Origin of the sequence: Anaeromusa acidaminophila DSM 3853 (assembly GCF_000374545.1) — a bacterium.
Classification (GTDB): Bacteria; Bacillota; Negativicutes; order Anaeromusales; family Anaeromusaceae; genus Anaeromusa; species Anaeromusa acidaminophila.
The window spans coordinates 14513-38405 of sequence record NZ_KB894592.1; the positions used below are offsets into that span (position 1 = coordinate 14513).

Consider the following 23893-nt stretch of genomic DNA (forward strand, 5'->3'; position numbering starts at 1 on the left):
AAATTAAACCTGTTTAGCCTTCCTTCTGATCCCCCACAAGATCACGGCCGCTATGACCGTAAGCATTGTACTTATTTGAGCTGCTTTAACTCCATAGAACATCAAGCTGTCGGCTCTGAGAAATTCTAATCCAAAACGCACCAGCGAATATAGAATGAAATAGGTTAATACAACTTGCCCGTCAAATTTCCTTCGAGGATATAAGCGCAGCAAGCAATAGACTATCGCAAAATCGAGCCCGGCTTCCATCAATTCCGCCGGAACAAGCGGCATGGTCCCCCATGCATGAAAAGCAGGAGTGCCCGGTTGGTATATTACTCCATACCACGAATCCGTAGGAATTCCGTATGCATCTCCATTAAAAAAACATCCAATGCGGCCAATTGCCTGTCCCAACATTAAACCAGGAGCTGCAATATCGGCAAAACGGCTAAATGATAGCTTTTCTTTTTTGAAATACCACCAACCAAAAAAGCTACCCGCCACTACGGCTCCTTGAATCGATAAGCCTCCTTGCCAAAATAACAACGCTCGTATTGGCTCCGCACTGTACTCGCTCCAAGAAAAAGCGACTTCCCATGCTCGCGCTCCTAAAAAGCCAAAGAAAACGCCATAAAAGACAAATTCTTGGATCTTAGAAGACGAAAATTCACTTCCTTGGGCTAAACGTATTGTTAGCCACATTCCGCTGAGAATTCCCAGCATCACAAGAATTCCCCAAGAATGAATCTCAAAATTTCCTATAGTTAACAAGATAGGATACAAACGTGCACCTTCTTCCCAGTTGCAAGATAATATGAAGGTTGCCTAGCATAAAATGCCAGGCAACTTTATATCAACCTGAACGTTCACTATATGCCAACGTCCAGGATTATTTCAGCAAATAGACTACTTGCCAATATCACCGCCGCTAGCGGCTTCTCCTTTTCCCGGCTTCATTGCTTTCATCATCAGCAAATGGGTCAACGGACAAAGCAAAAATACCAAGTAGCTGCCGACTCCTTCATAGTTAATAGCGTTCAACAAGAATACCACTCCGAGGGGAAGCAAGCAGCACCCAAGCATCATGGCAAAATGCTTCCATTTGTTATCACGAGGCTCTTTTTCTCCTGCCGGCTGAGATTGTTTGCAACATTCCATCTTGACTGCCTCCTTTTATGTAGTACTGCCGCAATATTTGCGGCACTGTTTGAATTGCTCTAATCATAACAATCAATTATGAAGAAGCAATGAAGAACTCTTGAAGATCTTTTGCTTCTTTTTCAAAGTCTCAGCTACTACGCACGAGCATTTCCCAACTGCTCATCCTTTTCATACACACTAGCCATCCCTTATTTTAACTGCCTGTTACAATAATGAAAGCGGACAGAATCCAGCTATCTGCTGAACGCTGTCCGCTATGTTCACAATCGCTTAATATTGCTTAGCCTTCAATCTCTCCTCTTTCATTGGTAAATCTTCCTATAAAACAATCCAGTTTCCTATTGCCATAGTTACCTATGCCTCCTCTCTCTCTCCGCAAAAAAAGAAAAGGCTAAAGAAAGCGCTACACGCGCATTCTTTAGCCTTCAGTTTACTGATCAGCTCATATTTATTTTTTGACTTTACCACAAAGAAAGCATAAATTCAACTGGTTTTGTCGAGTTTAATAGTGTTATTAGACATTGGATTTCCTAAGTGCATCTTCCAAAGCTTGCGCCATTTGCGCTAATTGTTGACTTGAAGCAGCGATTTCTTGCATGGAAGTGGCTTGTTCCTCCGTTGCTGCTGATACGCTTTGGTTTCGGTAAATGTCTTTCGTTCAATTGCTCCGACTTCATGGATAGCATTAACAATTTGCTCACTACTGCTCAGTATAATCTTAGTTAAAAAGGCTGAAACACTCGCTTTTCCAACGGAAGTGCGAAGGTTTCCAGCCTTTATTCTACTTTACCGGTTCCATCTAACATCTCGTGTCGGTCGTGATGTTTTTTCCGCCGTCGCTGCTTCTGCTTTCGAAGAGGCAACAAGGTCTGTCATCATCTTCTTAAACTCAGGATCTTCTGCCATCATTTTCTTCATCATCGCTTGCATTTCTGGCTGTTTCATTTTTTCTTTCATCATCGCTTGCATATCGGCATTTTTCATCATTTCCGTGCACTGCTTTTGCATCTCGCCACTCTTCATCATGTCGGCTGGCATAGCGCTACTAGCCGCCATAGGCATATTCCCCGAAGTCATTGCCGCATCTGTTTGTGCAGCTGCATTACTGATTGGCGCTCCCAATAACGATACTCCCATTATAGTTGCGGCCGCCAATCCTCCAGAAATCATCTTTGAAAATTTGTTTTTCATCATGTTCCTCACTCCTTCATATTTGCTAAAGCTCTGCTTTAAGGTATGCAATTTCTTTATCTGTCTGTATCATACCAATGCATTGTGAAAAAGCTATGAAAAACTCTTGAAGAACTTCTGTCTTTCCAAAAAATTTTCAATTTGATTTTTAAATACATTGCCCCCGTTAGTATACTAGACCTTAAATAACAATTCATTATATTTTTATTCATTCACGGCACACTAACCACCAGTTTACATCAGATGTAGAATCTGTTCAGCTAGCTCACTCTCCGCATACTCTGAAATATATGGCAGACTAGCTTCAAAATCTCTGCGGTGTAGATTCGTTAGATCCCGTACTTTGCGCCATGTCAAAGTGACACCTCTGGCTTTTACTTGACGCGCAGCCCAGACTACTTCTCTAGCCCAATATTGTTCCTGTAATTCCCTATGCCGCTGTATCTCAGCAAGGCATTTAGGCAAATACAACGATATTTGCTTACTGGGAAGATGCAAAAGGTTCTCCACAGCATAAATCGTAACCTTTTTAGGCCGGGTTGTTCCATCACCCTGCAGCTGATGGATAGCATTCTTTACAAGCGGTAGTGTGTCTTCATCAATCTGTTGCCAGTTTCTTGGCTTTACCCCGCTTTTTAGCGAGGTTTTTGGTGTCTTATGATGCGTTTTTCCATACCTGCCTTCACCGATAGCCTTAACCGTCTCATAGGGAGCGCCGAGAGCTTTTGCAATAGCCGGATACTTCAATCCTTGTTCATGCAGTCTGAACACTGCTTCATCAAACAGCTGTTGTTGGGTTTTCTCCGGCAGATTCATTTGTACCAGTTCATCAGCGGTAATACCAAGAAACATAGCTATGAGACAAATTTCATAGAAGTTCACTCTATTATTCGTCAACACCTTCTGTATCTGCCATAACTCCATAAACCAGTTTCGTGGCAAATTCTTATAATACTCTCTAACGTCTGCATAAAATAGCGCAATATTACGCTGTTCGCCACGTACAGACCGATATGGGGTATTAGCCATTCTAGAATGAAGAAAATCGCCAACCACAACACATGAATCCATATCAACCTCAGCTTGAAAAACCTCTGCCATATAAACAGTTGCGCGTATTTCGATTTCATTATCCTCAAATACGCATATTTCCGATTGTGGAATTATTTCTTCGGCTGTTTTTAAAGAGGGCGTAGCTTTACCACTGCTAACCACGCCGCTGTCTATCAAACAACATTTATGAACCGGACAAACACGAATCCATAGCAGCTGATGAATCCGATGCCAATAGGCTTCTCCATACCGTTCTCTATCATTAGCTGCACAAGCCGGACAGTAGCGCAAACAGCGAACATTCCCATTCTTGCTTTGGGGGATTGGTAAAATATTATGGTAGTTCCCCGTCATAGCTACCAATGCAGAAAATGCTTTTTGTCTGCGTTCTTTCGGCAAAAACCGCCCATAGCAAGGAAACATCGTATGCTTTTCAACGACGTGTTCCATAGATATATTCCTTGTTATGGCCTGTACTGCAGCAGGCGTGTAACTATTGATAAAATCCACATCTGGGCGTACCGTCTTTGCTGCAAACAGTTCTTCCGCCGCGAAGGTGTATGCCATATATCCTGATTTCGTGTAATATCGTGCCAACTGGCTATAAAGAAGCTCATCGGGATATGCGGTTGGAAAATAAGCTATCATATAGCCACCTCTACAACAGACATATTGGACTTTAAAAGCTTCACAATATCAATGCGTTCATTTTTGGCTTTGGCAACCAACTCAGCAATACTACTACCATCGGAAGTTTCCCTCTCAGTCACCATCGCAGTAGGAACAGGTGCTTTTTTCTTGACTTTAGAGGTATGCTTACCTACTGAAATCGATGGCTGAATATATCCATGAAGCAGAGATAACCGTTGTTGATAAGCTTCGTTTAACGATTCCAGATTGAGCGTTTCTTTGCTATTCAAAATTGCAATTTCCTGTGCATCATGAATCAGAGCGACAACAACCGAGGTGATTCCTGCGCTATGCTCATACAGCCATGCAATGATTCCATCCGTAATTTCCGTTCTTTTTTGAACATATTGGTACCGAAACATGACCTTGCAGAATTCTTGAAAATATTGGTCATAACTCATGGTCGTATACTGCAATCCTACTGAACGTCGTGCAAGCTGAATGGCCGATTCAAAAAACCGACTGCTTTCAGGAGTGCCAACCATACAGATGCTGATTCCGCTGTTATTGATCAGCTGTGTCAAAGCCCCTATCAAGCTTTTTCCATTCTTACTGTTGGCTACGTTTTGAATTTCATCCACTACCAGCATCCCGATATGATTAAGAGCCACCTGACTGACAGAGCCAATAAGCATATCTGTTGTAGCTCTAGCCCTTAAAGCATTCTGATAGTATTTACTATCCAGAACTTCATCAACCTTACGCAAAATTTCTAGCAACAAACCTTTTACTGACGAATCAAAGGGGCACTGCACAATCACACATGGTACGACATGGGTATAGGGACTCTCCGCTTCAATCACCCGAGTCTCCGTGATTAAGTTAATTGCTCTGCTAACGGCGGAACTCTTACCTATTCCAGACGTTCCAATAATGGTAAAGCTATCCGATCCACCCATGATGCCGCTGTATTCCTGTTGCATGATCATCCTATAATTCTGATTCTGCTGCTGTACTGCCAGCTTCGTTCCCTTCTTCTGCATGGAGCGTAAGAGAGCCAAATATAATTTGCTGTAGATTTCCAGCGACATTTGCGAGGGAATATAAACCTTGTACAAGTCCGATAAAGCCATAAGCCTTACGGATGCATCACCAATACAAATCTCTGGATGGTACTCCGGCAATACTTCCAATGCATTTATTAACGCATCCCCTGATTTCATGTGAGGCAGGATACTAATGATGTCTGAAAGCGTTGTCATGACTCTGCTCCTTTCATATAATTTTTATGGTGTTTACGTTGTTCGCGCTTGCGATTATCTTGGATATTCTTAATACTTATATCCGCACTGCTCCTGACGCTGCCAGAGATTGCTTCAATATGTCGCGCAAGATTAATCTGAGCCTGTAGATTATCCTGATTGGCTCCTTTTGCAATGTCTCTTTGGGCAGTCTGCAAGCTCTGTACAGCCGCCAAATCTTTACCCTCAAACCTGGATTCAACAATAGTAAATTTGGTATATATCCCATTTTCCATTAGCCATACACAAGTAACATTTTCTGGATCATAAGCAACTGTAACCGCACCGCCTTTAAGATACTGCTCTGTATACCCATCACAGTGATAACGCATTTTATTGACTTTCAGGCCGAACCTACTAAACTTACCCGTAGTTCTCGGCAGAAGGGTAAGAATAAGCTCTATAGGGTCTACTTCAATTAAATTGGCTCCCTTTTGAGACTTACCCCAATTCCAGATACAGCTCGCATATGGCTTCACATTCTCGGCAATCATGGCTTCGGTATAGGGGAAATTTTCAACGATTCGTTGAGAATTATAATAAACAATGCAATGAATGATAATTTTTTCAAAGTCTGTCATGGTCAGGCAGGCATCTTTCCTGTAATCATGTGCTCCCCGTTCTTGATAATCAGGCTCAATCACCCCTTTGCCTTTCAGGTGTTTTTTATATGTGGCCTGAATCACATCAAAGAATTTTTCCACCATTCCTTTCAACTCAGGTCTATATGAGGGAAGATTGATTACTTTAACGCCCAACTCTGCAATTTGCTCAAAGGTTTCCGATTTGTATTCACTTCCCATATCCGTGACCATCGTGCCAGGGAGTTTATCACAAGACCAGTCTTCTGCCTTTATAGGAATACCATACTGCTTACTCCAAGCAGCCTTGTCCGCTATAACGTTCAAAACAAGCCCTCTAAGACTATATACACCGCCTGCCCATGATAAGATATACCCGCAGCAAAATCCGCTGTAGGCGTCAATACAAGCCGTTAAAATGGGTCTACCTACAAGATCTCCATAATCATTGATGAGATAAATATCGCATACAGTAGAATCTAGCATACCTACTCCAATAGCAGGAGCAAACGATTGTATACCATCGCCAATAAGAGGTCTGTTATTTCTCTGGTAATTCTTCAATCCATCTCTGGAAATATAAAAGTTCTGCATCTTTTTTGTTTTACGATAGAAATAGCGAAATTGGTAAAATGACGGATAGTGATTTACAAGAACACCCAGACGATCACAATACTTCTCTTTCAGCATCATGGTATAGGCAGTCTTAAGAGATTGCTTTTGGGTAGTGTAAAAGAATTTGTTCAAAGCCCACCGTATTTTTTTCTCGTCCTGGGTTAGTTCTGCATGATCATCTATCCGCTTCCGTGGAGCTAGTACGGCTATATTCATATAGGCCAGATAAAGGCATAAATAGTTTCTGATGGTTTGCTTGGATATGTCGTGTTCTGTTGCTGTAGCACCAATAATTTCAGAACGCATTCTTTCATCCGCTATAAAAGGCAGAATTGGTGCAATCAATGTATAGCGGTTATACATACTTTTTTTCTGGTCAGTATCCAAAGCATCAACGGCTGGGACTGTAAAATTCGCAGCCTCGTTCAACACTTCATCATTGCAGCTAGAGAAGGAATCCAAAGTCAACGAGTCTACCCATACGGGCATAGTCTTTTTGATACAGTCGATAACAAGTATCTTGTCAGGCTTTATCTCTAACACCCTGATAATGCGGTTACCGTCCTTCAGCAAATCATGCTTCTTCATCAATGACTAACCCCCAATCGGTAACACCTTGCCTTAACCAGTATTCTCTTGATGCATCCAGCAGCTTGACCGTAAGCGGCTTCATCAGTAACTTACGAAATACACATTCACGGACCATCAAATCATTATCAGATTTGACGCAGACAAAATCCGAAGTATATTGGCCAATGTCCCGCCCAGCCAGCGGGACATTGCACCTGATTTCTTTCACTTCATCACTCACTTCTAGAATATCTGCATAAGCATACTGAATGGCATCGTATGTCCTGCATACCTCATTGCACTTGGCAATGACACGTTTCTCGCAACGGCCTTTAAACTTTTTCTTCCTCACCTTGCAAAACCTCCTTGTATGGAACGCTCTGCTGCTTGACCCATTTTCCCAAAAACGCTTCCCAAAAATGAAAAAAGACAGCTTTTGGGGAATGGAAGCTTATACTTTTGGGAAAACAGAAAATCATAAATAGGCTCTCTTACCCTCATTCCATGGGCATTTCAAGCCAATGTTCATGAAAATCAAACCGCCATGCTTTTTCCCAAAAAGCATAAAAGAAATTATCACCATGTCGTGGGGCACAGTCGTTTTTTCTGTAAGAGGCATTTTTATTTATTCTCCCTGGCTTTGCCAGGTATGCCCGCCACTCCATGGTGACTGTCTTTTTGAAAAGCCGAACGTTCCAGTATTTACGCAGGTTGAGGATAAAAAAAGACCCTGCAAGGAAGCTCCGAAAAGCTTCTGCAAGGTCTTTTTGTCTATGTCGGGCAGGCTAAGTCACTTTGGCCTCTCGAGAAAAAACGACTGTGCCCCACGACAACTTACTTATTCAAATTCAATTGTTGCTGGCGGTTTCCCTGTGCAATCATAAAGCACACGGTTAACGCCTTTTACTTCATTTACAATACGACTGGTAACAATCGCGAGTACTTCCCACGGAAGCTGCGCGCTTTCAGCGGTCATAAAATCAGATGTCATAACGGCACGAAGAGCAATCGCATAATCATACGTACGGCCATCGCCCATAACACCAACCGAACGCATATTGGTGAGCGCTGCAAAATACTGTCCCAGATCTTTCGCTACTCCGGCTTTTGCTACTTCTTCACGGTAAATAGCATCCGCCTCCTGAACGATCTGTACTTTTTCTTCTGTCACTTCACCGATGATACGAATACCAAGTCCCGGACCCGGGAACGGCTGGCGGCTAACAAGATATTCCGGAATTTGTAATTCCCTGCCAGCTTTTCTTACTTCATCTTTAAATAACAAGCGCAGCGGTTCTACGATTTCTTTGAAATCAACATAATCCGGCAGACCGCCTACATTATGATGGGATTTGATAACCGCCGATTTACCCAGGCCGCTTTCGATAACGTCCGGATAGATGGTTCCCTGTACGAGGAAATCCACCTTGCCAATTTTTTTAGCTTCATCTTCGAATACGCGAATGAATTCTTCGCCAATAATTTTACGCTTTTCTTCCGGATCCGTAACACCCTTGAGTTTTGCATAGAAACGCTCTTTAGCATTTACGCGAATGAAGTTCAGATCATAATGACCATCAGGGCCAAATACAGCTTCTACTTCATCGCCTTCATTTTTTCTCAGTAAGCCATGATCAACAAATACACAGGTCAGTTGTTTGCCGACAGCTTTTGACAGCAATACAGCAGCAACAGAGGAGTCAACTCCGCCCGACAAGGCGCAGAGAACTTTTCCGTCGCCAATCTTCTGGCGAAGAGTCTGAATTGTCACTTCTACGAAGGAATCCATTTTCCAGTCGCCACTGCATTCACATACATTGAAAATAAAGTTACGAAGCATTTTCATGCCTTCAACGGTATGCATAACTTCCGGATGGAACTGTACAGCATAGAGTTTTTCGGCTTCATTTTCCATTGCTGCCACAGGACATACAGGCGTAGAGGCTGTAACCGTAAAGGATGCCGGAGCCTCTGCAATATAATCCGTATGACTCATCCAGCAAATCGTTTCCTTGGAAACCCCTGCAAAGATTTTAGAGTTTTCGTCTTTAATGCTAACTTCCGTTTTGCCATATTCGCTGACCGGAGCTGTTGCAACCTTGCCGCCCAGTAAATGCGCCATAAGCTGTGAGCCGTAGCAAATTCCCAAAACCGGAATTCCCAGCTTTAAAATTTCTGCACTGCATACGGCAGAGTCCTTTTCATACACGCTATTCGGGCCGCCGGTAAAAATAATCCCCTTCGGCTGCATTTTTTTTATCTCTTCAATGCTCATCGTATACGGAAAAACTTCGCAATATACGTTGCACTCTCTGACGCGTCTGGCAATTAGCTGGTTGTACTGCCCGCCAAAGTCCATAACCAAAACCAATTCATTTTGTTTGGTATTCATGAACAAGAACCCCCTTTTCTATATGAAGAAAATTAAACCACACCCGAGGCTACTTGTAAATACCCTTTAAGAGCGTTTCTTTACGCAAACTAGCGCATTCGCACTCTCCTACAGCCCGTAAATGACGGATAGTGTCAAGAAGAATGCGGCTGAGCATGGGGGCGTCGTCATAAAAAATATCTTGTAAATCTTTGTGCGACCAGTTTTTCACAACCCCTTCGCCGTAGTTAACGACAAAGTACAGCCCTGCAAAACAGGCGCCAATTTCCCTCGCCAGATATACTTCGGGACAAATACTCTGGCCGACGATATCGGCATGTCCCTTGAGCATAGCGATTTCCGCCGGACTTTCAAAATGCCGTCCGTCTGTAACCGCATATATTCCCCTGCTGAAGATACGGCCTAAATAGTGTTCTTTAGCAGTTTCCACCAACACTTCCCGCATTTCCGGGCAGATAGCGTCGCGCATTACCAGCAGGTAATGCCCCTCAAGGCCAACATCCTTGCGCATGGACTGATCCAAATAATCATGAGGAATGACAATATCCCGGGGATCCAGCAGATGATTGACCGTGCCGACACCGCCCTCCCCGAGAATACGGCGTACGCCAGCTTCGCGAAGCACCCAAAAAATCTGCCTCGACGCGTCAGCGCGGCTGACTTGGCGTCCCCAGCCATGCATTTTACAGGTTAAAACCGGCTTTTCATCCACCGTAAACAGCCGAAACGGCGGGCTTTCTCCATAAGGAGTTTCAAAGACCAACTGGTCTTCCAACAGAACTACGCCGGGATCCTCCGCCCCAAAGGGAAAATCACTGGACAATGTGCCCGAGCCGCCAATGACGGCAAAATCAGCTTGAACCGTTACTTTCATGCTTCCACCTCATTGTCAAAACGTTTAATAATTTCATATACCGTATTACGCTGCGCCGGTCTTCTGCCAGCTTGTCGAATGAGACGAACCATAGCCTCAACATTCATGGCATGGGACGTCCCCGCCGCCTTCACAACATTTTCTTCCAACATAACGCTTCCCAAATCATTCGCGCCGAAAGCGAGCGTCAGCTGCCCAATTTCCTTGCCCTGGGTCACCCAGGAGCCTTGCACAGTATGGATGTTATCCAAATACAGCCGCGCCACGGCCAGTGTACGCAAGTATTCCCAAGAGGAAATCTTTTCGCCCCCCAGCTCATTATTCCCCGGTTGGTACGTCCAGAGGATGAATGCCCGAAAACCGCCGGTTTCCTCTTGCAAGCGTTTGATTTTCTCCAAATGCTCCAGCCGCTGCGCCCGGCTTTCCCCCATGCCGATGACCATGGTAGCTGTCGTGCCAAAGCCTAAAAGCTGCGCCTGGCGCATCACGTCCAGCCATTCGCCGCTGGAAATCTTTTTGGGACTAACGCGCTGGCGAATCTCATCCACCAGGATTTCCGCGCCGCCCCCGGGCAGCGAATCAAGGCCCGCCTCCCGCAACTTTCGCAGCACTTCCGGTATGGAAAGGCCGCTCTGCCTGGAAAAATAGAGAATTTCCGTCGGCGAAAACGAATGAATTACAATATCATACCGCGCTTTAATCGCCTTTACTAAATCCAAATACCAGGAAAAAGGCAAATCCGGATGCAGTCCGCCTTGCATGAGAATTTGCGTGCCGCCAGCCGCCACCGTCTCGCCGACTTTTTCCAACACCTCTTCATGCGTCAGCACATACCCTTCCGGATGCCCAGGACGCCGAAAAAAAGCGCAAAAGCGGCACTCGCTGGTACAAATATTCGTATAATTAATGTTGCGGTCCACAATAAAGGTTACCGTATCATCCGGAAACCGCTGGCGCCGGCAAGCGTCCGCCGCCAAACCCAGCGTTAAAATATCTTCTTGCTCCAGAAGAGCCAAAGCCTCTTCTTTTTTCATGCCTGCGCCTCCCCGGTAAAGAGCAACTGCGGCACCCTTTCAATCAATCCCAATGCATGCGCCCGCTGATAAAATCCCAACAACGCCTGCTGATGGGTTGGGGTCATCTCATAGTTCAAAAGACCGATATAATGGACGATTTCTCCCGGCGTAAAGCCGTCCCGACGAATCCAAGCCGCCGCTTCCTCCAAATGCTCTAAGCCGTACGTAAAGGCCTTGCGCAAACGCTGCTGCACTTTCCTAACCACCTGCGGCTGCGCAGCGGCAAATTCGCGCCGAGCCACCCAAACCGCGTAAACCATGCCGCCGCCGGTCAATTCCCGCCATTGGCCGCCCATATCATAGTAATAATAGCCTTCTTGCTGATGCAAGTAGGCCCCAAGAGCGTCGTCACCGATAAATAGCACTGCGTCAGCTTCATCCAAAACCCCTGCCGTCCACAAAGACGTCGTAGTTTCATAACGAACTTGGCGCAAGCCGTAATGCTGGGCCAACACTATTTTCAGCTGCCGATGAGAGGTAGCTGATTTGCTTGTCAATAAGACCTTACCGCCTTCCAGCTCTTCTACCGGTTTTTTAGAAACAAGCAAGATGCTTTCCAAGGCCTTGTCGGCGCTGATGGATAGCTCCGGCAAAAGCAGCAGCTTATCCGCATGCTGTGCATAAATAATGGATGAAACCGGACTGACATCCAGTTCACCAGCCAATAATTTTCCGTTTAGCACTGCCGGCACGTCACAAACCACATCAAGCCCTTCGGCAAAGCCGCCTTCCATAAGAGCATAATCTAAAGGCAAGCAGTTCAAAAACTGAATATGCCCGACTCTAGGACGCAATTCACTCATATTCATTCCTCCCGTTCCGGCAGGGGCGATAAAAAGTATCTCGTTCCACCGGGATATAGCCGGTTTCCCGGATAATGCCGCACAGTTCTTCTTTGGTGATACCTTTGCGCGTCGTACTCCCTGCAGCGTGAATAATCTTTTCTTCCATGACGGTTCCGTCCATATCATCTACGCCAAAAGCCAGCGACAGCTGGGCCACAGGCATTGTGAGCATCATCCAGAACGATTTGATGTGTTCCACATTATCCAACACTAAACGCGCTAAGGCAATCATCTTCAAGTCTTCCCAAGCAGTGGCTCGCTGCAACTGAGCAAAGCCCGTATTAGCCGGATGAAACGGAAAAGATACAAAGGCTTGAAAACCACCTGTCTCATCTTGAATATCCCGTAGCGTCAGTAAATGCCGCAGGCGTTGCTCTGGAGTTTCCACATGCCCGTAAAGCATGGTGGCATTCGTAGGAATGTGCAATTGATGCGCCGTTCGGATAATTTCAATCCATTCTGCGCTGTTCGCCTTATCCGGGCAAATGCGCCGCCGTACGGAGTCATCCAGAATTTCAGCGCCGCCGCCCGGCAAAGAATCCAAGCCGGCTTCCTGCAACTGCTGCAATACGTCCTTAAAAGATAAACCAGTTAGCCTAGCAAAATGCCAAATTTCCACAGGCGTAAACGCTTTAATATGCAATTGCGGCCACTTAGTTTTGACCGCCCTTACGATCTCCAAATAGTACGAAAAAGGCTGATCCGGGTGTAGCGAACTCACCATATGCACTTCCGAAAGATCCGGCGCTTCTTCTACCGCCCGCTCCACTAAATTCAACACATCTTCCTGTGTGAGCAAAAAACCCCGCTTATCGCCGCTTTTACAAGAAAAAGCGCACAAAGGACACCCGGCAGTACAAATGTTGCTCAAATTCACATGACGGTTCACATTATAGTAGACTTCCTTGCCGCTGCTGCGCTCCTTGGCCGCCCGGGCCCAGGCCCCCAAATCTAGGATATTAGCCTGTTCATACAACGCCAACGCATCTTCTAAATTCAGTCGCTCCCCTGCTTGCGCTTTGGAAGCAGCAATATCCAACGCCTTCATGTATACGCCACCTTGTCAATTGTTTTAAATCCACGCAACACAAAGCAGGCTTGCAGCGCTTAACGCGCTGCAAGCCTGCCGAAGCAGTTTTTATCCCTGCCATTCCCAAAAAGGAAACCGGCGCAAAATAATCCTGATAAAATAATCGGAAAAAGAATAGGCTACCCGCAGCGTCAGCAACAAAGAAATAGCTGTCAGCCACCATAAAAACTCGCCGGAGCGATATTCGTAAGGAATTAACAAAACCGATAGCCCCGTAACTACAACAAACGCCAGCGCTAACGGCACTACGGAATGAATTACGCTAAAAACCAGCTTAGAATAAAGAATTCCACGCCCTGACAAGCTGATAGAGTTAAAAAAAGACAGCAATTCTTCATGCATCGGCTCCGCCCATTCCCGATAAAGACCTTGAACTACTAGCGATCCTGCCGCAGGATAACAGTTTTTTAGCACAAAGGACAAGGCCCCTCGGTTCACGACTTCTACCGTCAGACTAATCCGATCCGGCTGTCCCCATTCCTCCAGTAAGGCAAAAAGCTCTTCGCGGCTGCTTACCTTCACTTCTTCCTCTTGTTCCGTTTTCTTTTTGCGTCCCAATGGATCGCAGCCTCGAGCCAGCACGGCTTGCCAGATAATTTCTCCTTCTCGCTCCAACCGCGACAATAAACTGTCTAACTCCTGCGCATCCAAATGACAAGCAGGTAAATTACTCTTAAATTCGTTGCTGTTTTCTTCCTGTTCCTGCATGCTCACGCCTTGCCCTCCATTTTACACTGTAGTTTAAAACTACAAAAATAAAAAAATATTTTAAATTATACCGATTAGTAAAATGATAGCAAATCCGATAGGTCCGCGCAAGGAAAAAATAGGGTAATGTCACCTTTGAAAAAAAGAGGTTGCTCACAAGTTGAAACAACTCATGAGCAACCTCTAATTTTTAGAAAATCCCGGGAACAAAGGGGCCTGATTACATCATGCCGCCCATGCCGCCCATGCCGCCCATACCGCCCATAGCAGCAGCGGCAGCAGCGCCGTTATCTTTTTCCGGCTTGTCAGCTACCAGGCTTTCGGTGGTGAGAACCATCGAAGCAATGCTGGAAGCGTTCTGCAGAGCCGAACGGGTTACCTTCGCAGGATCCACGATGCCCGAAGCGATCATGTCCACATATTCTTCGGTCAACGCGTTGAAGCCTTTGCCTTTGCCGGCTTTCTTCACGTTTTCCACAATAACCGAACCTTCGAGGCCGGCATTGTTGGCAATCTGACGCAGAGGCTCTTCAATGGCCCGACGCACGATAGCTACGCCGGTTTTCTCATCGCCAGTAACCTGAACGGTAGCCAATACATCTTGGATGTCGATGAAGGTGGTGCCGCCGCCAGCGACAATGCCTTCTTCTACAGCTGCGCGAGTTGCATTGAGAGCATCTTCGATGCGAAGTTTCTTTTCTTTCATTTCCACTTCCGTCGCAGCGCCAACTTCGATAACGGCTACGCCGCCAGCCAGTTTAGCCAAACGCTCTTGGAGTTTTTCACGATCAAAGTCGGACGTGGTTTCTTCGATTTGCGCACGAATCTGACCCACGCGAGCTTTGATTTCTTCTTGACTGCCTTCGCCGTCAACAATGGTAGTTTCTTCTTTAGAAATGCGAACCTGACGAGCGCGGCCCAGATCAGCCAGTTCAACGCTATCCAGCTTGCGGCCCAGCTCTTCGGTAATAACCGTGCCGCCGGTGATGATGGCGATATCTTCCAACATCGCTTTACGGCGATCGCCAAAACCAGGAGCCTTAACAGCTACCGCTTTGAAGGTGCCGCGCAGTTTGTTTACTACCAAAGTAGCCAGCGCTTCGCCTTCCACGTCTTCCGCAATAATCAGCAGCTCTTTACCCTGCTGCACTACTTTTTCCAGAACCGGCAGCATATCAGCGATAGCGCCGATTTTGCGGTCGGTAATCAGGATATAAGGATTGGACAGAACGGCTTCCATTTTGTCCGTATCCGTGATCATGTAAGGGGAAATGTAGCCGCGGTCAAACTGCATGCCTTCTACAACCTGCAGGTCCGTGCCCATGCCTTTGGATTCTTCAACAGTGATAACGCCATCTTTGCCTACTTTTTCCATAGCTTCAGCAATCAGTTGGCCGATTTCTTCGTCAGCTGCAGAAATGGAAGCAACCTGAGCGATAGCGTCCTTAGTTTCTACTTTCTTGGAAGCTTTGCGAATTTCTTCTACCAAAGCGGCAACGGCTTTTTGAATGCCTTTTTTCAAAACCATCGGATTCGCACCGGCGGCAACATTGCGCATGCCTTCGTGAATCATCGCCTGAGCCAAAATAGTAGCTGTCGTGGTGCCGTCGCCTGCAACGTCATTGGTTTTGGTTGCAACTTCTTTCACCAGCTGAGCGCCCATGTTTTCAAAGGGATCTTCCAGTTCGATATCCCGAGCAATGGTCACGCCGTCATTGGTGATAAGCGGTGCGCCGAATTTCTTATCCAGAACCACGTTGCGGCCCTTAGGACCAAGAGTTACTTTTACAGCATTAGCCAGAGAATTAACACCGCGTTCTAATGCGCGGCGAGCTTCTTCATCAAACAAAATTTGTTTTGCCATGTTCATTTCCTCCTCAAATTATATGTTTACTTCGAGGCTTGCGCCTATTATTCTACAATAGCCAGAATGTCCCGCTCGCTGACGATGAGGTATTCCTTGCCGTCAATTTTCACTTCCGTGCCTGCGTATTTGGAGAAAATAATTTTATCTCCTGCTTTGACATCCATGGAAGCGCGCTGGCCATTATCCAACAATTTACCAGTGCCTACCGCAACAATTTCACCTTCCTGCGGTTTTTCCTTGGCCGTGTCAGGCAGCACAATTCCGCTCTTGGTGGTGAGCTCTCCTTCCAGAACCTGGATGACAACACGATCTCCTAATGGCTTAATCATCTAGATACCCTCCCTTGAAGATGTCTTATTTTTGTTAGCACTCACCTTGATAGAGTGCTAATCACATTTCTTATGATATAGAAAACGCTCCAAAAAATCAAGAGCTCTCTTAAAAAAAAACGGCTGTTTTCAGCCGTTTTTCTTATTTATTCTCAAAAGCTACCTTATTTCCTTTTTCAAGCTCGTTTTTACACCTACAGACGTCTATTTATTTAGTAGCCGCGTGGATGATCGCTTCCGCCACTTCCCGAATGGAAATGCGTTTCGCCATGCTATATTGCTGGATACGCCGAAACGCCTCGCTTTCATTCAAATGATGGGCGTCCATTAAAATCCCTTTCGCCCGATCAAGAATTTTACGCGTTTCCAAGGAGTGTTTCAGATCTTCCAGCTCTTTTTCCAACTCTTTCATCTCTCCAAAACGGGACAAAGCAATCTCAATCGCCGGAAATAGATTTGCCTCTTTTACCGGTTTCACCAAGTAAGCTAAAACGCCGGACTCTTTAGCCTTTTCCACAATTTCTTTTTGACTAAATGCTGTCAGAAGGAGTACAGGGGCCAGCTTTTCCGTAGAAATAAGTTTTGCCGCCGTAATTCCGTCCATATTAGGCATTTTTACATCCATAATGACCAAGTCCGGCCGATATTTCTTGGCCAATTCCACGGCTTTTTGACCGTTGACAGCTTCACCAACCACAGTGTGTCCGGCTTCTTCCAGCATTTCCTTTAAATCCATGCGAATAATTGATTCGTTGTCGGCAATAACAATGCGTAACGGTCTCATAGCTAGCGTCCTCCTTCAATCGATTTGGGAATGGTAATGCGCGCCCTGGTTCCTTGGCAGCCTTCCAACGAAAAGCGGCCTCCTAGATCCGATTCCACAAGGGTTCTTGAAATTTGCAGACCCAGGCTTTGCAAGTCCTGTATGGCAAAGGTTTCGGGCAAGCCGACACCGTCATCGTAAATCACCACTTCATACATGTCCTCTGTGCTGCTGATGGAAATGCCGATGGTGCCTTTTTTTCTACCTACAAACGCATGCTCCAAGGAATTTTGAATGAGTTCGTTAATCACCAAAGCCAAACTGCTGGCCTGCTCAGACGGTAAAATGACCGTATTGCCATCCAGCTCCGTATTCAAATCAAATTCAGGCTCCAGCATATTTTGGCTGACTGTCTCCAATATATTTCGGGCCACTTCTGCGACATCAATGATTTCCGCGTCTTGCTGGGATAAAAATTCGTGCACAACGGAAATACTGAGGATGCGGTTCACGCTTTCCCGCAGCGCCGCCTGCACCTCCGGCGAGGTGCTGCGCCGCGCCTGCAGCCTCAAGAGACTGGCGATCGTCTGCAGATTGTTCTTCACACGGTGATGAATTTCCTGAATGACCGCCGACTTAATGAGCAGCTCTTTTTCTTTTTTGCGTAACTCCGTCACATCCGACACCAACACGACTAAACGCTGCACCTTGCCCTTGTGCAAAATAGGCAAGGCCCGCATGACCAGCACCATGCCGCCTGCTTCACACTCGGCTTCTGCTGGTTGCTGCGCCGCATGGGCCTTTTCTACAAACTGCAGCTCTAAGCCCCGTTCGTAAATATGCCGTCCAGGCAGTTGCGCCGCCCCCAACACACGATACATGTGGGCGGCTGCCGCGTTAGCAAACAAGATTTGCCCTTTAGGATCCACAAGAATAATGCCGTCGCTGGCCGTGAGGGTCTTAAAACAAGCTGCCGGCACCGCAGGAACCGCCGCCAAAAGCAGCCACTGCGCCGTTTCCAAAAGCAGCTCATGCCCTGCCGCGCCTGCTTCTTCCATGCTGGACTCACAGCTTAAAACAGCAATAACCTCGCCTTGGGCATTGCAAACAGGCAGCGTCTGCATCTGCCCCAGCATGCCCAGAGCCCATTCCCGCTGTCCTAAGATACTTTGCCCATACTTTAAAGAATACTCAACAAGCGGCTCCTCCAGACAAGGAACTACAGTTCCCAGCAAATGCGGCTTATACCGCACAAAGGTAGTATGGGGCCTGGCCTGGGCCACAACCACCACAACCTGGCGTTCTGCCGCGCGCACATAAAGCGTCAGCTGTGCATGAGCCAAGTCTGCCGCTACCGGCAGCAACGCGCCCATGCGCTCCAGGTACGCAATGTCTTCTATTGCCAATTCAGTCAGCTTTTTGCATAAATCGCCAACCATTCCCATTTCAAGCCCCTCCTTTCAGCAAGCGTTTTTTATTCTTTCGTTCCCAGCGGCAACGAGGGCACCGCATTAAGGTGCAAATCAGCCAGCGGCCCGCCGCCGGCATACTGATAATGAGCTCTACAGGCGATCATTGCCGCGTTATCGGTACAAAGCACCGGCGGCGGATACAACAGTTCCCAGCCATGCTGTTGACACAAGTTCTGCAAATGCTCTCGCAGGCCTGAATTAGCCGCTACCCCGCCCGCCAAAACGAGTTTGTCCAGGTTCAAGTTCTGCATAGCCAATAAGGTTTTTTCACCCAGAATATCCACTACCGCCTGCTGAAAGCTGGCGGCCACATCGGCTGGCACGTAGGATTCTCCTTTTTGTTTCACACTGTTCAAATAGTTAAGCACCGCCGACTTCAAACCGCTGAAACTAAATTCCAACTGCTGATTGCCAGACAGCGCCCTGGGAAAGGCAATCGCGTCCGCTCGTCCTTTGCGGGCCAGTTCATCAATATGCGGGCCGCCCGGATACGGCAGCCCCATCACCCGGGCCACCTTGTCAAAGGCCTCGCCAGCTGCGTCATCGCGGGTTTGCCCCAACAAAATAAGCTCGCTGTAGCTGCGCACATGAATCAGTGACGTATGACCGCCCGATACCACCAGCGCCGCAAAGGGAGGCTCTAATTTCGGATGAGCCAAAAAGTTAGCAAAAATATGTCCTTCCAAATGATGCACACCTACTAGGGGTTTGTCCATGGCAAAAGACAACGCTTTAGCCGTGGCCACACCGACCAGCAAGGCACCGACCAACCCCGGTCCATAGGTCACGCCCAAAACATCTATATCCTGCAATGTTACGCCAGCTTCCTTGAGCGCTTCATCCACCACCGGCAGAACATGCTCAATATGTTTACGTGAAGCAATCTCCGGCACAACACCGCCATATTTTCGATGCAAAAGTATCTGGCTGGAAATTACATTCGACAAAATTTCCCGACCGCCACGAATAACGGCGGCGGAGGTTTCATCACAGCTGGTTTCTAACGCCAGCGTCAGCCTTTCATGTTGTTCCTTCATCTTCTCTTCCCCGTTCCAGCTCATTCCAAAGAATAAGCGCATCTTCTCCATTATCGCTATAATAGCCCTTGCGCACGCCGTCCTGATAAAACCCCTGCGTCTCATAAACCCGCAACGCAGCCACATTACTGCGGCGCACTTCCAGCGTCATGCGCCTGGCGCCTCGCTCGTAGCAGCATTTTTTCAAGGCCGCTACCAATTGAGCTCCATAACCGCGACGACGAAACTCAGGTGCTACGGCCACATTTGTTACATGAGCTTCGTCCAAAATCACCCAGGCGCCGGCATACGCAATAACAACGCCATCTAGCTCCATGGCCAAATAACAAGTTACCGGATTGTTGAGTTCCATGATCATAGTTCCCTTGCCCCAAGGAGCGGAAAAAGAAGCCTGATTAATCACATCCACAACATCCAGATCGCTGTGCTGCAATTTGCGAAAAACGATCATACGCCGCCAGCCTCCCGGCCATGTCGTTTTTCCCAAAGCACCTCGGCTTCGGAGCGACGAATATACATGGGTTCCAAGGTCATCGCTTCATCACTGTCTCCTTGCTGCAAACGCTGCCAAGCCAAAGCGGCTACACTGGCGGCGCGCGGCATGGCTACCGACAAGGGCGTAGGCGCAAGAAACTCTTGCCAGCCTTTATATTCCTCCTGCTGCAGCCAGGCTGCTCCTTCTCCCAAGGCCATAGCCGGTTCACCAGCAGCAGCCAATTCTTCCAGGGCTGTCCGGAAGGCTACCACCCGCGGCGGCTGCGCTTCCACAACCATCCCATTTTCTATGCGATAACGCCCTTGGTACACATTGCCTTTCTGCGCATCCAAAAATGGGGATAACAACAGTCCTGGCACGGGACAGTTATAGGCCAGCGCTTCCAAGGTCGGTACGCCGATCAGGGGGATGCGCAGAGCGTACGCCAACGCTTTCGCCGTTGCTAATCCAATGCGCAGTCCTGTAAACGACCCGGGCCCAAGACTGACTGCCACCGCTTGCAGCTGTTGTTTTTCTACTTGCGCCGCCTGCAGCAGCATTTCAATATGCGGCAGCAGCAGCTCCGAATGTGTTTTTGCCGTTTCCAGCTTCCACTCCGCCAAAAGAGCCGACTCAGTCGCTAAAGCTACGCCGGAAACCAAAGTAGCCGTCTCAAGAGCCAATACCGGCATTTGCTTTCAACTCCTCACACAATCTTTGATATGCCTCGCCATGGGGCTCCAATTCAATCTCCCGTTCGTCCTGCGCGATTCCATAACGCAAATAAATGCGCAAATGTTCCGCAGGCATTTCCTCCCAAAAAGCATCGGGCCACTCAATCAGCGCGATGCCGCGCCCTTCTACATAGCTGTAAAAATCAATGTCCCAAAGCTGTGAAGCCTCTTCTAAGCGATACAAATCAAAATGATACATTTCACCTTTGCTGCTTTGGTATACATTCATCAGTGTAAACGTCGGGCTTGTTACATCCTCAGACACGCCCAAGCCATGAGTCAAGCCTTGCGAAAAAAGTGTTTTCCCCGCCCCCAAATCGCCGGAAAGGCAGAGCACTTCATGCCCCTGCAATAAGCTTCCCAACCGCTGCGCCAGCTTCCAAGTTTCCTCCGGCGACACCGTCTTCCATTTCCACGACATTACATGTCCTCCTGTCGGAAATGATTATAGCCACGTGGCTGCAGCAGCGTCCTCTGCCCGTCGTTCTGACGCAGATAAACCCCTTGCCCCCGGTTGACTGTGCCAATCACCGCCAACGGCAGCTCAGGCGCCTCACGCTGCAACTGCGCCAGCGTATCCGGCGACATCGTGCCAAGAAGCTGATAATCTTCGCCGCCGTAAAGAGCCCACTCCAAGGGATTGATCCGGGCTTGAAGCGCAGCATGCAGCACCTCTGTTGACAGCGGCACATCAGCCGCCCTTAGCTCTATCGAAACTCCGCTGGCCTCGGCGATTTCATTAGCCTCACTGGCCAAGCCGTCGCTAATGTCATTGAGACTGTTTACACCGGCTTCCCCCAGCATTTTCCCCCAGGCAACCTGGGGTCTGGGGCGCAAATGCCTCTCATGCAAAGTTTTTACCCAAGGCTCTTCTGGGGCTTCCTGTTGGCCCAGCAGGCACAAACCAGCGGCCGAATCTCCCACCGTGCCGGTCAGGACCACTACGTCGCCGCACTGAGCGCCGCTGCGGTAACAGACCTTCTGAGGCAGCGCCTCGCCGGTAACAACCACATTCAAGACCAAGCCTTGCAAAGAGGAAACCGTATCCCCGCCAATAATGCCCACGTTATATTCTTTAGCCAGCGCCCTCATGCCTTGGTAAAGCTGTTGTACAAATTCCACCTGGCAATCCTGCGGCAGCGCCAAAGAAATCAACGCATGACGCGGACTACCTCCCATTGCGGCAATATCGCTAAGATTGGCCGCCATCGCCTTCCAGCCAAGACTCCAGGCATCGGTGGTAGTCAAAATAAAATGCACGCCTTCCACCAGCATATCCGTGGTCAGCAGCGTCACATGATCTGGAGTCGGTTGTACTACAGCGGCGTCATCGCCAATACCGACAATTACTCCAGGCGTCTGCTCGGCCTCCTGGAGTAAACGAATCAGGCCAAATTCGCCTACTTCGCATATTTTCATATTCCCATAGCTCCCATCCTAAAAAGATAGCATCTGTTTTGTTTATTCTTGACCAACAAGCAATTCCCTGCTGAAAAAAGAAAGACGAGGGCCCCTTTCTACAGAAAGAGTCCCCCGCTTCATTGCGGTATTTCTATAAACAAATGCCAGGATAAGGAGAACGAACAGCCTTCTTTTAGCAGGAACCGCCCGGTTTTCCCAAATGCTCGCTGACAATCTTCATGGCGCAATAATCGCCGCACATCGAGCAGGCTTCCGCGTTGCCGGCGTTTCTCTCCTGCCGGTAGCGGCGCGCCTTTTCCGGATCCAAAGCCAACGAAATCTGGCCTTCCCAATCCAGCGCCTTACGGGCTTTCGCCATCGATAGATCCCACTCTTTCGCGCCAGGCACGCCCTTCACAATATCTGCAGCATGCGCCGCAATGCGCGAGGCCATTACGCCTTCACGTACATCGTCAATAGTCGGCAGAGCTAAATGTTCAGCAGGCGTCACGTAGCATAAGAAGTCGGCGCCAGCGGCCGCCGCCAGCGTACCGCCAATAGCAGCTGTGATATGATCATAGCCCGGGGCCACATCCGTAACCAACGGTCCTAGAACATAGAAGGGGGCTCCTTTACAAAGACGCTTCTGCAACTTCACATTGGCCTCAATCTGGTCATACGGCACATGGCCAGGTCCTTCCACCAGCACTTGCACGCCCTTGCCCCAGGCACGATCAACTAGCTCGCCCAAAATCAGCAATTCCTGCAATTGTCCGCGGTCGGTGGCATCTGCTAAACAGCCGGGGCGCAAGCCATCGCCTAAGCTGATGGTCGCATCATGACGCAAACAGATATCCAGCAAATCATCATACCGCTCATACAAGGGATTTTCCTTATTATTATGCAGCATCCAGCCGGTTAAGAAGGAACCGCCGCGGCTGACAATGTCCATCACGCGACCTTCCCGGCGCAGCCTGCCGATGCTTTCCATCGTAATACCGCAGTGAAGCGTCATGAAGTCCGCACCGTCTGCCGCTTGCTTTTCAATCACATGCAGCATGTCGTCTGCGGTCATCTCCATAATGGAACCTTTGCTTTTAATGGCTTCCACCGTGGCCTGATAGATGGGTACGGTACCGACGGCAATGGTCGAGCGTTCAATAATCGCTCGCCGGGATGCGTCAATGTTATCGCCAGTGGACAAATCCATTACCGCATGAGCCCCTGCAGCAATAGCTGCATCCAGCTTAGCTAATTCCGGTTCCAAATCAGGAAACGCACTGGATGTACCGATATTGGCGTTTACCTTGGTCGAAAGACCCTCGCCAAACCCAAACGGACGCAAAGACGTATGATTGACATTGGCGCATATCGCCACCGTACCAGCGGCTACTTTTTCCCGCAACGTCTCTGGCGCCATGCCCTCCGCTTTAGCCACTCCAGCCAGAACCTCGGTGATTTTGCCTTGTCTTGCCAACTGCATTTGTGTTGCCATGTTTATTTGCCTCCTTCTCGTTCCAGCCTTAAGCCGGACGGCATGCAGCCGCTGAGAGGAAGCCAGCGATACTAACAAGGGACCCTCTCGTAAAGAGAGGGTATGCAAAATCATAATGATCTTGTCCCACTTCCCTACGCTGGCATTACCCAGAATCAGGTTCCAAGGGTCAACCGCCGCAGCAGTTTCTCAGCTTTCGCTCCCCTAGTGGCTACTATGCAATTATTTATTAGTTATTGTAGCATAACAAA

General features: G+C 47.9%; 23 protein-coding genes and 1 riboswitch. All 23 genes read right to left on the reverse strand.

Going from position 1 to position 23893, the window contains the following annotated elements; translation table 11 throughout:
* Positions 1-3 precede the first annotated feature (3 nt).
* Complete coding sequence (gene lgt, locus C508_RS0109180) at positions 4-765, reverse strand: prolipoprotein diacylglyceryl transferase (RefSeq protein WP_018703263.1); 762 nt, start codon at positions 763-765, stop codon at positions 4-6.
* A 123-nt stretch (positions 766-888) separates the two neighbouring features.
* Entirely contained in the window at positions 889-1140 is a 252-nt protein-coding gene (locus C508_RS0109185; RefSeq protein ID WP_018703264.1) for a DUF2933 domain-containing protein, read from the reverse strand.
* A 789-nt stretch (positions 1141-1929) separates the two neighbouring features.
* Entirely contained in the window at positions 1930-2337 is a 408-nt protein-coding gene (locus C508_RS0109190) for a hypothetical protein (protein WP_018703265.1), read from the reverse strand.
* 231 nt (positions 2338-2568) lie between these two features.
* A complete protein-coding gene (locus tag C508_RS0109195; RefSeq protein ID WP_018703266.1) occupies positions 2569-4035 on the reverse strand; it encodes a TniQ family protein in 1467 nt (488 codons plus the stop codon).
* Positions 4032-5279, reverse strand: coding sequence for an AAA family ATPase (locus C508_RS0109200; protein WP_018703267.1), 1248 nt, complete (start codon positions 5277-5279; stop codon positions 4032-4034). Before C508_RS0109200 ends, C508_RS0109195 begins: the two co-directional genes overlap by 4 nt.
* Positions 5276-7102: a TnsB C-terminal domain-containing protein gene (locus C508_RS0109205; RefSeq protein WP_018703268.1), complete on the reverse strand. Its 1827-nt coding sequence runs from the start codon at positions 7100-7102 to the stop codon at positions 5276-5278. Before C508_RS0109205 ends, C508_RS0109200 begins: the two co-directional genes overlap by 4 nt.
* Positions 7089-7436, reverse strand: a complete 348-nt coding sequence (locus C508_RS0109210) for a PDDEXK family nuclease (protein WP_018703269.1) — start codon at positions 7434-7436, stop codon at positions 7089-7091. Before C508_RS0109210 ends, C508_RS0109205 begins: the two co-directional genes overlap by 14 nt.
* 486 nt (positions 7437-7922) lie before the next feature.
* On the reverse strand, positions 7923-9476 hold the full coding sequence (guaA, locus tag C508_RS0109225; protein WP_018703272.1) for a glutamine-hydrolyzing GMP synthase: 1554 nt from the start codon (positions 9474-9476) through the stop codon (positions 7923-7925).
* A gap of 49 nt (positions 9477-9525) precedes the next feature.
* Positions 9526-10350 carry an MTAP family purine nucleoside phosphorylase gene (locus tag C508_RS0109230; protein WP_018703273.1) on the reverse strand — a complete coding sequence of 275 codons (825 nt, stop codon included), beginning with the start codon at positions 10348-10350 and terminating at the stop codon, positions 9526-9528.
* On the reverse strand, positions 10347-11384 hold the full coding sequence (gene mqnC, locus C508_RS0109235) for a cyclic dehypoxanthinyl futalosine synthase (RefSeq protein ID WP_018703274.1): 1038 nt from the start codon (positions 11382-11384) through the stop codon (positions 10347-10349). The genes C508_RS0109230 and mqnC overlap by 4 nt, the downstream gene beginning before the upstream one ends.
* Positions 11381-12229, reverse strand: coding sequence for a menaquinone biosynthetic enzyme MqnA/MqnD family protein (locus C508_RS0109240; RefSeq protein WP_018703275.1), 849 nt, complete (start codon positions 12227-12229; stop codon positions 11381-11383). The genes mqnC and C508_RS0109240 overlap by 4 nt, the downstream gene beginning before the upstream one ends.
* Positions 12222-13319 (reverse strand): aminofutalosine synthase MqnE, encoded by a 1098-nt coding sequence (gene mqnE, locus C508_RS0109245; RefSeq protein ID WP_018703276.1) that lies wholly within the window; start codon positions 13317-13319, stop codon positions 12222-12224. The genes C508_RS0109240 and mqnE overlap by 8 nt, the downstream gene beginning before the upstream one ends.
* 90 nt (positions 13320-13409) lie before the next feature.
* Positions 13410-14075, reverse strand: coding sequence for a hypothetical protein (locus tag C508_RS0109250; RefSeq protein ID WP_018703277.1), 666 nt, complete (start codon positions 14073-14075; stop codon positions 13410-13412).
* 214 nt (positions 14076-14289) lie between these two features.
* Positions 14290-15933: a chaperonin GroEL gene (gene groL / locus C508_RS0109255; protein WP_018703278.1), complete on the reverse strand. Its 1644-nt coding sequence runs from the start codon at positions 15931-15933 to the stop codon at positions 14290-14292.
* 47 nt (positions 15934-15980) lie between these two features.
* Positions 15981-16265 (reverse strand): co-chaperone GroES, encoded by a 285-nt coding sequence (groES, locus tag C508_RS0109260; RefSeq protein WP_018703279.1) that lies wholly within the window; start codon positions 16263-16265, stop codon positions 15981-15983.
* A 208-nt stretch (positions 16266-16473) separates the two neighbouring features.
* Positions 16474-17049 (reverse strand): ANTAR domain-containing response regulator, encoded by a 576-nt coding sequence (locus C508_RS0109265; RefSeq protein ID WP_018703280.1) that lies wholly within the window; start codon positions 17047-17049, stop codon positions 16474-16476.
* Between the two features lie 2 nt (positions 17050-17051).
* Positions 17052-18473 (reverse strand): sensor histidine kinase, encoded by a 1422-nt coding sequence (locus C508_RS0109270; RefSeq protein WP_018703281.1) that lies wholly within the window; start codon positions 18471-18473, stop codon positions 17052-17054.
* Between the two features lie 29 nt (positions 18474-18502).
* On the reverse strand, positions 18503-19537 hold the full coding sequence (gene tsaD / locus C508_RS0109275) for a tRNA (adenosine(37)-N6)-threonylcarbamoyltransferase complex transferase subunit TsaD (RefSeq protein ID WP_018703282.1): 1035 nt from the start codon (positions 19535-19537) through the stop codon (positions 18503-18505).
* Positions 19521-19988, reverse strand: a complete 468-nt coding sequence (rimI, locus tag C508_RS0109280; protein WP_018703283.1) for a ribosomal protein S18-alanine N-acetyltransferase — start codon at positions 19986-19988, stop codon at positions 19521-19523. The genes tsaD and rimI overlap by 17 nt, the downstream gene beginning before the upstream one ends.
* Positions 19985-20704, reverse strand: a complete 720-nt coding sequence (gene tsaB / locus C508_RS0109285) for a tRNA (adenosine(37)-N6)-threonylcarbamoyltransferase complex dimerization subunit type 1 TsaB (RefSeq protein ID WP_018703284.1) — start codon at positions 20702-20704, stop codon at positions 19985-19987. The genes rimI and tsaB overlap by 4 nt, the downstream gene beginning before the upstream one ends.
* Positions 20685-21167 carry a tRNA (adenosine(37)-N6)-threonylcarbamoyltransferase complex ATPase subunit type 1 TsaE gene (gene tsaE, locus C508_RS0109290; protein WP_018703285.1) on the reverse strand — a complete coding sequence of 161 codons (483 nt, stop codon included), beginning with the start codon at positions 21165-21167 and terminating at the stop codon, positions 20685-20687. The genes tsaB and tsaE overlap by 20 nt, the downstream gene beginning before the upstream one ends.
* Complete coding sequence (gene thiL, locus C508_RS0109295; protein WP_018703286.1) at positions 21167-22165, reverse strand: thiamine-phosphate kinase; 999 nt, start codon at positions 22163-22165, stop codon at positions 21167-21169. Before thiL ends, tsaE begins: the two co-directional genes overlap by 1 nt.
* A gap of 175 nt (positions 22166-22340) precedes the next feature.
* The gene (thiC, locus tag C508_RS0109300) at positions 22341-23642 is read right to left on the reverse strand and encodes a phosphomethylpyrimidine synthase ThiC (RefSeq protein ID WP_018703287.1); all 1302 of its coding nucleotides are present in this window, start codon (positions 23640-23642) and stop codon (positions 22341-22343) included.
* A 114-nt stretch (positions 23643-23756) separates the two neighbouring features.
* Positions 23757-23858, reverse strand: a riboswitch (TPP riboswitch).
* Between the last annotated feature and the right edge of the window lie 35 nt (positions 23859-23893).

What these genes read in the sequence shown, in the direction of transcription:
- C508_RS0109185 (WP_018703264.1), bottom strand. Translation starts at nt 1,140, where the DNA reads ATGGAATGTTGCAAACAATCTCAGCCGGCAGGAGAAAAAGAGCCTCGT.
- C508_RS0109190 (WP_018703265.1), bottom strand. Translation starts at nt 2,337, where the DNA reads ATGATGAAAAACAAATTTTCAAAGATGATTTCTGGAGGATTGGCGGCC.
- C508_RS0109195 (WP_018703266.1), bottom strand. Translation starts at nt 4,035, where the DNA reads ATGATAGCTTATTTTCCAACCGCATATCCCGATGAGCTTCTTTATAGC.
- C508_RS0109200 (WP_018703267.1), bottom strand. Translation starts at nt 5,279, where the DNA reads ATGACAACGCTTTCAGACATCATTAGTATCCTGCCTCACATGAAATCA.
- C508_RS0109205 (WP_018703268.1), bottom strand. Translation starts at nt 7,102, where the DNA reads ATGAAGAAGCATGATTTGCTGAAGGACGGTAACCGCATTATCAGGGTG.
- guaA (WP_018703272.1), bottom strand. Translation starts at nt 9,476, where the DNA reads ATGAATACCAAACAAAATGAATTGGTTTTGGTTATGGACTTTGGCGGG.
- C508_RS0109230 (WP_018703273.1), bottom strand. Translation starts at nt 10,350, where the DNA reads ATGAAAGTAACGGTTCAAGCTGATTTTGCCGTCATTGGCGGCTCGGGC.
- mqnC (WP_018703274.1), bottom strand. Translation starts at nt 11,384, where the DNA reads ATGAAAAAAGAAGAGGCTTTGGCTCTTCTGGAGCAAGAAGATATTTTA.
- C508_RS0109240 (WP_018703275.1), bottom strand. Translation starts at nt 12,229, where the DNA reads ATGAGTGAATTGCGTCCTAGAGTCGGGCATATTCAGTTTTTGAACTGC.
- mqnE (WP_018703276.1), bottom strand. Translation starts at nt 13,319, where the DNA reads ATGAAGGCGTTGGATATTGCTGCTTCCAAAGCGCAAGCAGGGGAGCGA.
- groL (WP_018703278.1), bottom strand. Translation starts at nt 15,933, where the DNA reads ATGGCAAAACAAATTTTGTTTGATGAAGAAGCTCGCCGCGCATTAGAA.
- groES (WP_018703279.1), bottom strand. Translation starts at nt 16,265, where the DNA reads ATGATTAAGCCATTAGGAGATCGTGTTGTCATCCAGGTTCTGGAAGGA.
- C508_RS0109265 (WP_018703280.1), bottom strand. Translation starts at nt 17,049, where the DNA reads ATGAGACCGTTACGCATTGTTATTGCCGACAACGAATCAATTATTCGC.
- C508_RS0109270 (WP_018703281.1), bottom strand. Translation starts at nt 18,473, where the DNA reads ATGGGAATGGTTGGCGATTTATGCAAAAAGCTGACTGAATTGGCAATA.
- tsaD (WP_018703282.1), bottom strand. Translation starts at nt 19,537, where the DNA reads ATGAAGGAACAACATGAAAGGCTGACGCTGGCGTTAGAAACCAGCTGT.
- rimI (WP_018703283.1), bottom strand. Translation starts at nt 19,988, where the DNA reads ATGATCGTTTTTCGCAAATTGCAGCACAGCGATCTGGATGTTGTGGAT.
- tsaB (WP_018703284.1), bottom strand. Translation starts at nt 20,704, where the DNA reads ATGCCGGTATTGGCTCTTGAGACGGCTACTTTGGTTTCCGGCGTAGCT.
- tsaE (WP_018703285.1), bottom strand. Translation starts at nt 21,167, where the DNA reads ATGTCGTGGAAATGGAAGACGGTGTCGCCGGAGGAAACTTGGAAGCTG.
- thiL (WP_018703286.1), bottom strand. Translation starts at nt 22,165, where the DNA reads ATGAAAATATGCGAAGTAGGCGAATTTGGCCTGATTCGTTTACTCCAG.
- thiC (WP_018703287.1), bottom strand. Translation starts at nt 23,642, where the DNA reads ATGGCAACACAAATGCAGTTGGCAAGACAAGGCAAAATCACCGAGGTT.